Genomic DNA, 9,277 nt, shown 5'->3' with positions numbered 1-9,277 from the left:
TCATATTTCTTCATTTGACTTCCACACTCAGGACAAGATGGAGCGTAGTAGTCCAGTTTAGCGATGATTTCCTTGTGGAATCCTCTTATTTTAAGATAAATATCAATGACAAATGATTTGCATATCCGGTACATTACAAAGAAAAGCAAGCTAGTGATCGTATAAATTTTAATTCATATTCTTTAAAACTGTTTACTATGTCAGCAATTTTATTTGATATGATATGATCAAATAAAATTAATAGTTTATTGAATCTCTTTATATTTTTTACATAATTTATTTTATGTAGTTCACAAACTATCTAGAGCATTCTTTTGTTCATCGTTGACGATATGGGTATAGAGGTCAGTGACTTGCGTACTGGCGTGTCCTAGCTGGTGGCTAACCAAAACTTGCGATTTAGTCGCATCATAGAGCCTAGTTGCTAGGGTATGGCGCAGTTTATGGGGAGTTACTCGGACTTTGAAGTCCTCAGAGTATTTAGCAACCATCTTTTCAACACTAGAAGTATCGATACGATTGGGAACACCACGATATAAAGTCAGAAAGAGTGCTGTATCCGTCTTTTTCGTCTTATAACGTTGATTTCGAATGGCTAGATAATTCTCTAGGTAAGGATTAGCAAAGGCAGCGACATTGACCGAGTCACGTTTACCACCTTTTCGAGTGACATCAATGACCATCATTTTTAAATTGAGATCTTTTAGATCCAGATTAACAGCTTCAGATAAGCGGACACCAGATGCTAGGAGCAGGGCGATAATGGCCAAATCACGTTCCTTATTTTTATTAAACGATGATAGAGCGCGATTTGAGAGCTGTTGAGGGTACTCTTGATCAATATAAGTAAGAAACCCTTCTGTTTCATCACCTAGAAAGAGCTTTTGCTTGATATTTTCAGCTCTAGCAGAAAGCGTTTCTTTCTTTTTCTTGGTTGAAACTTTCTTCATTACATTGCGATAGAAATAAGGTTCTCCTTGGTCGTTTTCAACTTCCTCAGTCAGATACTTGTAAAGACTAGAAAGTGCTGATAAGGTTCGATTGATGGTTGTCTGTGAAACGCCTTGCTTGGTTGTGTTGGCATTCAGCAAAGGACGTTCTCGTAGATAAAGGATAAAGGATTCCATGTCTTTCTTAGACAGATTTTCCAAGACAGATAAAGGAATATCAGACATTTTATCGGCGTTTGAAATACCAGACTCCAAAAACCAGTTGAAAAATCGATCATATTCCTTGAGATATTCGTACAAGGTTGTAAAACTGTAGGGAACAGCAAGTTTAGATTGGTAATATTCCAAAACATACCAGGGCATGATTTGTTTTAGTTTGTCGATTCGTTCCAGTAAAATCTCACGTTTCATGTATTTTCTCCATAATTAAGTCTACTAGTAGTATAGCATAGACTTATATATTTTTCAAGAAAATTATAGTTTTTCGGAAAGATGTTATAGAGCTTTTAAAAAAGATTTAGACCTGCAAACAAAACAGATCTAAATCTTTGGAGTTTTTATTGTGAATCATTATCTAGTGCTTTTTCTAGCTTCCAAATACTAAACCAGAATGAAATAGTCAACAGAATAAAGAAAATAATAAAGAACTCAACAACTGAAGAGCTATATAAGGAGCTATGAGATACAAAATACATTGTATAATTGCTATTGTTTTCTTTTTCATGACTTTAATCTTTGATGCAGTAAACTCCTTTCTAGCTTTATCATTTCTAACTTAATTATAGTCTTATTTTTACCAAAGTTCAATTATTGGTGTGTGAAATGTTTTATCAGTAAAAAAGAGGGGAAGTCCCCCTCTCAAGATTTTATTTGACTGCTTCTTTCAAAGCGTCTACCTTGTCCAAACGTTCCCATGGAAGGTCAATATCTGTACGTCCCATGTGTCCATAAGCTGCTGTTTGACGGTAGATTGGACGTTTAAGATCCAACATTTGAATAATTCCTGCAGGACGAAGGTCAAAGATTTGACGAGCCGCTTTTTCCAGCTTGCTTTCAGCTACTCTTCCTGTACCAAAGGTATCGATACGAACAGAAACAGGCTGTGCCACACCGATGGCATAGGCCAATTGCACTTCTACTTTCTTAGCAAGACCTGCTGCCACGATATTCTTGGCAATGTAGCGAGCTGCATATGACGCAGAACGATCCACCTTAGTCGCATCCTTACCAGAGAAGGCACCGCCACCATGACGAGAATAGCCACCATAGGTATCCACGATGATCTTACGACCAGTCAAACCTGAGTCTCCTTGAGGTCCACCGATTACAAAGCGGCCAGTCGGATTGATGAAGAATTTTGTTTGCTCATCCAAGTAAGAAGCGGGAATAACTTCTTTGATAACCTTGTTAATCACATCTTGATGGATTTGTTCATTAGTAGCTTCTGGATCGTGCTGAGTTGAAATAACGACTGTGTCCACACGTACTGGACGATCATTTTCATCGTACTCAACTGTAACTTGTGATTTGGCATCTGGACGAAGATAACTGATTTCACCAGACTTACGAAGTTCTGCCAAACGACGAACCAATTTATGACTGAGTGAAATTGGCAAAGGCATGAGCTCTTCTGTTTCATCCACTGCAAATCCAAACATGAGACCTTGGTCTCCAGCACCAATTAAGTCCAGCGGATCTTGGTCTGCATTTCCACGAACTTCTAAGGCTTCATTAACCCCTTGGGCGATATCCGGTGACTGCTCAACAAGTGACGGATGGACTCCCACCGTCTCAGCAGAAAAACCATATTCTGTATTGGTATAGCCAATCTCTGCAATGGTATCACGAACCACGCGGTTAATATCCACATAAGCATTTGTAGATATTTCACCAAAAACATGGACGGAACCAGTATATACAGCTGTCTCAGCAGCAACGTGCGCCTCTGGATCCTTAGCTAAAATAGCATCCAAAATCGCATCTGAAATTTGGTCTGCAATCTTATCTGGATGTCCCTCAGATACAGATTCAGACGTGAATAATTTACGTTCTGACATAAAAATGCCCCCCCTTAAAAATAGTGTTATAGAGTTACAAAGTACTGGTAGGAAAACTCCTTAGTAATGAATACCTACCATCTTATCGGGACTATATAACTTTATCATTATACCATTTTTAAGTGCAATTTGCAGTCTATATACTTAATAAAAATCACAGAACAGCTTTTTGATTGTAGATAAAACTGACTAAATTAGTAACATATACCTAATACAAGCTGACGCTAACTTGTTTTGAAGAGTATTAATGTACTGTTTCAATTTCTACTAATCTATTTTCAATAGGTGTTTAACAACCTTAATATTATGCGTACTATTATTTTCAAACTATCGTGTCCTGAACAATGGTTTGAAAATGAAACGGGACTTTATTCTTTTTGTAACCTTACTGTAATAATTATCCGATTAAAAAATGATAAAATAGGTATGTACAGTTAAGGAGAGAATAATGCCTGTAAGAAAATTACAATCCTATGAGGTAGACTATCAAGAAGAATTAAGCCAGCAGGTTCCTCGCTATCAAGATTATACACCTGAAGCGCAATCTGATGCCAATCTCAAGGAAATCCTATTTTTTATTAATATTGCTGTTTTTTGTATCTGCATTGCTATCTTTAGTTTTATCTTTTTAGCATTAAAATTATCAACTGCTCTTGCATTTGTCGCAGCAATCGGATTTAGCTTACTTGTTTTAAAAGTCCAACGCTTTATTATCAAACGAAAATTTAGAAGATAAATCATACCCCACGTCTAATCAAGTTGATTTGTAAAAAATTAAGGAAAACAGAGGATTTAAGAAGATAAATGTGTTATTCATCTTAAATCCTCTGTTTTTTTGACCAGCTTGCCAACTATAATTATTTACTTAATTGAATAACGTATAGTCCCTATCCTTTTACCATCATCTTCTCCAAAATATGCTATAATAATACCAAAAGATAAAGAAGGAAGTTTTATGATTAAACTACTAGCCTTGGATATGGACGGAACCCTCCTCAATGAAGCCAAGGAAATCCCACAAGCCCATATTACTGCTATTCACCAAGCTATCGAAAAAGGTGTCAAACTGGTTCTCTGTACGGGTCGCCCGCTTTTTGGCGTCCTCCCCTACTATCAAAAACTGGGACTTGACCTCCAGAATGAGTATGTGATTGTTAACAACGGTTGCTCAACTCACCAGACCAGTGATTGGAGTCTGGTTGATTGGCAAGAACTCAGTTCAGCTGACATCGAATACCTCTATGCCCTTGCTGAAAAAAGTGATGTTCAGTTGACTCTTTTTGATGAGGAACATTATTTTGTCCTCGGTGGTAAGCCTAATGAAATTGTTCAAAATGATGCTAAACTAGTCTTTTCAGACTTAACTGAAATTTCTCTTGAGGAAGCGACTAGTGGCAAGTACCGCATGTTCCAAGGTATGTTTTTAGGAACAAAAGAACAAACAGACGATTTTGAGCAGCGTTTTGCTACAGAACTCTGCCAACGATTCAGCGGTGTTCGTTCGCAGCCTGTTATTTATGAAGCCATGCCACTTGGAACGACAAAGGCTACTGCTCTTTCTCGACTAGCTGAGATTTTGAAGATTGAGCCTGCAGAAATTATGGCCATGGGCGATGCTAATAACGATATCGAAATGCTCCAGTTTGCAGGACTGGGCATTGCTATGGGAAATGCCAGTGATTATGTCAAATCCCTAGCTGATGATGTTACAGCCAGCAACGAAGAAGACGGCGTTGCGCGTGCGATTGAAAAATACATTCTATAATTAAGAAGCCCAGTTCGTGTCAACTGGGTTTTGATATTTAAGAATTCCTAAAACTTTAGAAACTCTTTAGAAATGCTTGAGCTTTCTTTGATTTCTATGCTTTATACTAAAGTTATCAAAATAAATCAAAAGGAGAGAATCATGAAAACAGTACTTGATATTCATGGATTGTCCAAAAATTTTGCCAAACAAGCTATTCTTCAAGATCTTCATCTAACGATAAGAGAGGGAGATATTTATGGACTTATAGGAAAGAATGGAGCTGGGAAGACTACCTTAATAAAAATCATTACGCAACTACTCTTTGCGGATAAAGGAACTGTTTCCCTCTTCTCCAGCAAAACGGAAAATGAGTGGACCAAGGCCCTATCTCGAGTAGGTTCAGTGATCGAATCACCTGTAGCCCATAATCACCTAACAGCCTATCAAAATCTGAAATATTACTGTATGATTCGTCATATTCCAAATGCTGATCAAGTCATTCAAGAAACACTGGACTATGTAGGTTTGTCCGATACAGGTAAAAAAGTCTTTCGAGATTTCTCTCTTGGAATGAAGCAAAGACTTGGTATCGCCATTGCCCTTCTCTCCAAACCAGACTTCCTAATCTTAGATGAACCTATCAACGGTCTTGACCCAATTGGTATCAAAGAATTTCGTCTGATGATTCAACGCCTCAATCAAGAAAAAGGAATCACCATTCTCATCTCTAGCCATATCTTGTCAGAACTCTATCTCGTAGCAAATCGCTTTGGTATTTTAGATCAAGGTAAGATTATTCGTGAAATCAGCAAAGCTGAATTTGAAACACTAAGTGAGGATTATATTGTGCTTAAGACAGCTGACCAAGAGAAAGCTTGTCAAGTATTAAAAGAACAAATCCAGCTCCAGTTCAAGGTTGTCAATCCTGAAAACGAAATCCACATCTTTGGTCAGGAACAAGATGTTAAACATATTCTTAAGGACTTAACCTTGGCAGATGTCGCTATTGACGAGATTTACTACGCCCGTCAAAACCTAGAAGAATACTTCACTCAATTGGTCGAATAGGAGGAAAATCATGATACATACCATTCAAGCAGACTTTTACCGTCTTTTCCGTTCCAAAGGTTTTTGGATTACAGAGTTCATTCTCTTTTCTCTCATGCTAATGGGCGCAAGTATTGGAGCTACTGGCCATCTGATGGCAATCCAGACAGAAGAGCCAGAAATTCCAACCCATGGTTGGGACGGTGTACAAGCCCTGATTAACGCATCTAGTCAAGGTTCAAACCTCGTTTTTCTCTGTATTGTTCTAACTTGCCTCGTTCTCGGTGTTGATTTAATCGGAAAGCTCTATAAAAATAGTTTGACAGTAGGGGTTTCTCGTACCGAGTTTTTCCTTGCCAAAGCCTTTGTAGTGGCTTGTATTGCACTTTTGCAACTTATCATCAGCCTTGTGATTGCCTTTATTCCAGCAACTATCTTAAATGGATTGGGAACTATGCCTGATGGCTTTATTGGCAATCTATTGATAACCATTTTCCTTCAATTCCTTTGCCTCCTTGCTTGGCTTTCCATTGTTTCCTTCATTCTCTATGTTAGTCACTCTTATCTTGCAGTATTTATTGGCTATTTGGTCAGCTCTATCTTACTTTCTATGCCAATGCTCATCTTCCCAAGCATCAAAATTTTGCCATATTTATCGTTGCAGTTTTTCTATGCCATGACTGCTAATAGTGAATCCATTTTCTATACCCTTATAGTTACCTTAGCTGTTATTGTAATCTTTAATCTAAGTGGACTGGCAGTTTTCAAAAAGAAAAGTCTATAAAAAGACCTCCTCTAGCCTACAGAGGAGGTTTCTTTTCGTTAAAAATAAATGAAAACCGATAACCACTGCCCATCTGTGCTCAGTTTCATCTCTGTACCGAGAAGATGACATAATTCCTCAGTGATATAAAGGCCTAAACCAGAGGATTCTTCCGTGTCTGATAGATTTTCAGAATAAAAACGATTGCTGAGATTTTCTATTCTTTTGATGGGCTGTTTGACAAGGTTTGCAATCTCTAAGACAGGCTGTTCCTTTTCCTTTCTCAAAGATAGACGTGCTTCTTCCTTACCATGCTTGAGGACATTTCCAAGTAAATTTTGTAAAATACGATCCAGCAAGTCTTCATCAGTCCTCGTTTTTAAACCAGCTTCAACCTTAAAATCAAGCGCGATATTTGCCGCCTGAAAAACATCATAATAAGCCAGAGTCTTTTTAGTAATAAAAGCGGAAAGATCCACTTCTTCCAGTTTCGGTTTGACAGCTCCTTCCATCAAACGACGGTATTCTAGGAGAGCCTCCAAGCGTTTGGAAACTAAATCAAGATGCTGAGCTACTTTTTGTAAGGTTTCTGCTTGGTTTTCAGGAGACTTTATCAATTGTTGGGTGTAGCCTGAAGCGATAGTCAGAGGCGTCCGAATATCATGGGCGATATTGCTGATGGCCATATCCAGAGTCTGCTTTTCCCTTTTCATAACCAATCGAGATTGTTCTACTTCTTGAAATAGATTCTCAATCTGCTGGTAGAGATGTAAAAAATGTTTGGAAAAAATGCTGACTCCGACTCTTTTCATACTACCTGTGAGAATCTTGTCTTCAATCTGTTGACTCAAGTTTTTAAGTGCTAGACGGTAGCGAATTAATGCAATTGATAAAATAATTATGAGTACCAGTAGGATAAAGATTATCATGTAGGTCATTGCTTGTCTCCTTTTAATCTTACCCCAACTCCCCAGATGGTTTCAATATATTCTTGATTTGGGTCAAGATGGCTTAATTTTTTTCGAAGGTTACTCAAATGAGTATTGAGAGTATTGTCTCCAGGTAAGTAGCTATCCTCCCAGACCAATTCATACAGTTCTTCCTTGGTAAAAATTTTCTTAGGGTGTTTAAGGAGAGTTTGGAGAATCAAGCATTCTTTCTTAGCCAGGCGAATGGTTTCCTGACTATTTTTGATTTCAAAACTTTCTGCATCAAACTGGATATTTTTCAAGTTTTGTGGCAGATTTTCAGTTTTTCCTATTTCCATCGGCTGTTTTTCTACGCTTTGACGTAATTGAACAGTAACTCTAGCAAAGACTTCGTCCAAATCAAAAGGCTTGACGATGTAATCATTGGCACCGTCTAAGAGGTATTGACTGATTAACTTCTTATCACTCAAAGCCGTTAGCATAATGACTGGAGTTTGACTTTGTTCCCTAATGGATTTTAAAACCTGATCCCCATTTTTCCCGGGAAGCATGATATCTAGCAAAACGAGGTCAATCCTACCTTGGTCAAAACGCATGATTCCTTCAGTTCCTGAAAAGGCTTGAATCACTTCATGCTCCTCGGTAAGTAGTGTTCGCAAAATCTCTTGAATGTCACTATTATCTTCAATAACCAATATCCTAGCCATAAACACCAACCTTTCTGCAACTATTATAGCATGTTTTGTGGATAAAGCTTAAACAGAAAAGCTCTTTTCATTAGAATCGTGCAACTTTTTTCAGACAGTTTTAAAAGATTGATTTCCTTATATTTTTCCTTTATACTGGATAAAAAGGAGAATAATATGTCAGAAACAAATCACGAAATTGATTCAAATTTTGCAGGTCGTTTAAATATCCTGCGTGCGGGCGTTCTTGGTGCCAATGATGGGATTATTTCCATTGCTGGTGTGGTTATCGGGGTTGCCAGTGCCACGACCAATATCTGGATTATCTTTTTATCAGGCTTTGCGGCTATCTTAGCTGGTGCCTTTTCTATGGCTGGTGGGGAATACGTATCCGTTTCAACTCAAAAAGATACTGAGGAAGCAGCCGTTGCGCGTGAGAAACTCTTGCTAGACCAAGATATGGAACTAGCCAAAAAGTCCCTCTATGCTGCCTATATTCAAAATGGCGAGTGTGAAACATCAGCCCAACTCTTGACCAACAAGGCCTTCCTTAAAAATCCACTCAAAGCTTTGGTAGAGGAAAAATATGGGATTGAGTATGAAGAGTTTACCAATCCTTGGCACGCTGCCATTTCCAGCTTTATTGCCTTTTTCCTTGGAAGTTTGCCTCCAATGCTCTCAGTGACCATTTTCCCAAGTGATTACCGCATCCCTGCTACTGTTCTTATCGTAGCCCTATCACTCTTGGTTACTGGCTACACAAGTGCCAAACTTGGAAAAGCCCCAACCAAAACAGCTATGATTCGGAACCTTGCTATTGTTCTCTTAACTATGGGCGTTACCTTTCTGCTAGGACAACTTTTCAGCATTTAATACTCTTCGAAAATCTCTTCAAACCACGTCAGCTTCGCCTTGCCGTACTCAAGTACTGTCTGCGACTAGCTTCCTAGTTTGCTTTTTGATTTTCATTGAGTATAAAATAAAAGAAATGAGGCTGGGCAAAAACCCACTTCTAACTATCAAAAAAACGAGCATTTCCGTAGTTAGAGATGCTCGTTTTCTTATGTCATGGTTTATAATTAAAATAAGAACAAAACA

General features: G+C 38.2%; 9 protein-coding genes. 5 read left to right on the top strand and 4 right to left on the bottom strand.

Annotation, left to right across the window (positions count from 1 at the left end; translation table 11 throughout):
- Positions 1–290: 290 nt before the first annotated feature.
- Both xerS and metK read right to left on the bottom strand, forming a co-directional pair.
- Positions 291–1,361 carry a tyrosine recombinase XerS gene (gene xerS / locus FGQ53_RS10390; protein ID WP_138338568.1) on the bottom strand — a complete coding sequence of 357 codons (1,071 nt, stop codon included), beginning with the start codon at positions 1,359–1,361 and terminating at the stop codon, positions 291–293.
- Positions 1,362–1,816: 455 nt separating this feature from the next.
- On the bottom strand, positions 1,817–3,007 hold the full coding sequence (metK, locus tag FGQ53_RS10385; RefSeq protein ID WP_138338565.1) for a methionine adenosyltransferase: 1,191 nt from the start codon (positions 3,005–3,007) through the stop codon (positions 1,817–1,819).
- Between the two features lie 448 nt (positions 3,008–3,455).
- Here metK and FGQ53_RS10380 point away from each other — a divergent pair, with 448 nt between their 5' ends.
- From FGQ53_RS10380 to FGQ53_RS10365, 4 genes are all read left to right on the top strand, one after another.
- Entirely contained in the window at positions 3,456–3,743 is a 288-nt protein-coding gene (locus tag FGQ53_RS10380; RefSeq protein WP_138338562.1) for a DUF3270 domain-containing protein, read from the top strand.
- A gap of 219 nt (positions 3,744–3,962) precedes the next feature.
- Complete coding sequence (locus FGQ53_RS10375; protein ID WP_138338559.1) at positions 3,963–4,772, top strand: Cof-type HAD-IIB family hydrolase; 810 nt, start codon at positions 3,963–3,965, stop codon at positions 4,770–4,772.
- A gap of 141 nt (positions 4,773–4,913) precedes the next feature.
- Positions 4,914–5,822, top strand: a complete 909-nt coding sequence (locus FGQ53_RS10370; protein WP_138338556.1) for an ATP-binding cassette domain-containing protein — start codon at positions 4,914–4,916, stop codon at positions 5,820–5,822.
- A gap of 10 nt (positions 5,823–5,832) precedes the next feature.
- Positions 5,833–6,585 (top strand): ABC transporter permease, encoded by a 753-nt coding sequence (locus FGQ53_RS10365; RefSeq protein ID WP_138338553.1) that lies wholly within the window; start codon positions 5,833–5,835, stop codon positions 6,583–6,585.
- Positions 6,586–6,623: 38 nt separating this feature from the next.
- Here the strand turns inward: FGQ53_RS10365 and FGQ53_RS10360 are convergent, their stop codons facing one another.
- The gene (locus FGQ53_RS10360) at positions 6,624–7,502 is read right to left on the bottom strand and encodes a sensor histidine kinase (RefSeq protein ID WP_138338550.1); all 879 of its coding nucleotides are present in this window, start codon (positions 7,500–7,502) and stop codon (positions 6,624–6,626) included.
- Positions 7,499–8,200: a response regulator transcription factor gene (locus FGQ53_RS10355; RefSeq protein ID WP_138338547.1), complete on the bottom strand. Its 702-nt coding sequence runs from the start codon at positions 8,198–8,200 to the stop codon at positions 7,499–7,501. The genes FGQ53_RS10360 and FGQ53_RS10355 overlap by 4 nt, the downstream gene beginning before the upstream one ends.
- A 156-nt stretch (positions 8,201–8,356) precedes the next feature.
- On the opposite strand from FGQ53_RS10355, the gene FGQ53_RS10350 reads away from it, so the two are divergent.
- The gene (locus FGQ53_RS10350) at positions 8,357–9,052 is read left to right on the top strand and encodes a VIT1/CCC1 transporter family protein (RefSeq protein WP_138338543.1); all 696 of its coding nucleotides are present in this window, start codon (positions 8,357–8,359) and stop codon (positions 9,050–9,052) included.
- Positions 9,053–9,277 lie beyond the last annotated feature (225 nt).

This window comes from Streptococcus mitis (assembly GCF_005844455.1).
GTDB classification, from domain to species: Bacteria; Bacillota; Bacilli; order Lactobacillales; family Streptococcaceae; genus Streptococcus; species Streptococcus mitis_BF.
This window is presented reverse-complemented; position numbering and strand designations above follow the sequence as displayed.

Excerpts from the sequence above, each read along its gene's own strand:
- FGQ53_RS10355 (WP_138338547.1), bottom strand. The coding sequence starts at position 8,200 with ATGGCTAGGATATTGGTTATTGAAGATAATAGTGACATTCAAGAGATT.
- FGQ53_RS10380 (WP_138338562.1), top strand. The coding sequence starts at position 3,456 with ATGCCTGTAAGAAAATTACAATCCTATGAGGTAGACTATCAAGAAGAA.
- FGQ53_RS10370 (WP_138338556.1), top strand. The coding sequence starts at position 4,914 with ATGAAAACAGTACTTGATATTCATGGATTGTCCAAAAATTTTGCCAAA.
- FGQ53_RS10365 (WP_138338553.1), top strand. The coding sequence starts at position 5,833 with ATGATACATACCATTCAAGCAGACTTTTACCGTCTTTTCCGTTCCAAA.
- FGQ53_RS10350 (WP_138338543.1), top strand. The coding sequence starts at position 8,357 with ATGTCAGAAACAAATCACGAAATTGATTCAAATTTTGCAGGTCGTTTA.
- FGQ53_RS10360 (WP_138338550.1), bottom strand. The coding sequence starts at position 7,502 with ATGACCTACATGATAATCTTTATCCTACTGGTACTCATAATTATTTTA.
- FGQ53_RS10375 (WP_138338559.1), top strand. The coding sequence starts at position 3,963 with ATGATTAAACTACTAGCCTTGGATATGGACGGAACCCTCCTCAATGAA.
- xerS (WP_138338568.1), bottom strand. The coding sequence starts at position 1,361 with ATGAAACGTGAGATTTTACTGGAACGAATCGACAAACTAAAACAAATC.
- metK (WP_138338565.1), bottom strand. The coding sequence starts at position 3,007 with ATGTCAGAACGTAAATTATTCACGTCTGAATCTGTATCTGAGGGACAT.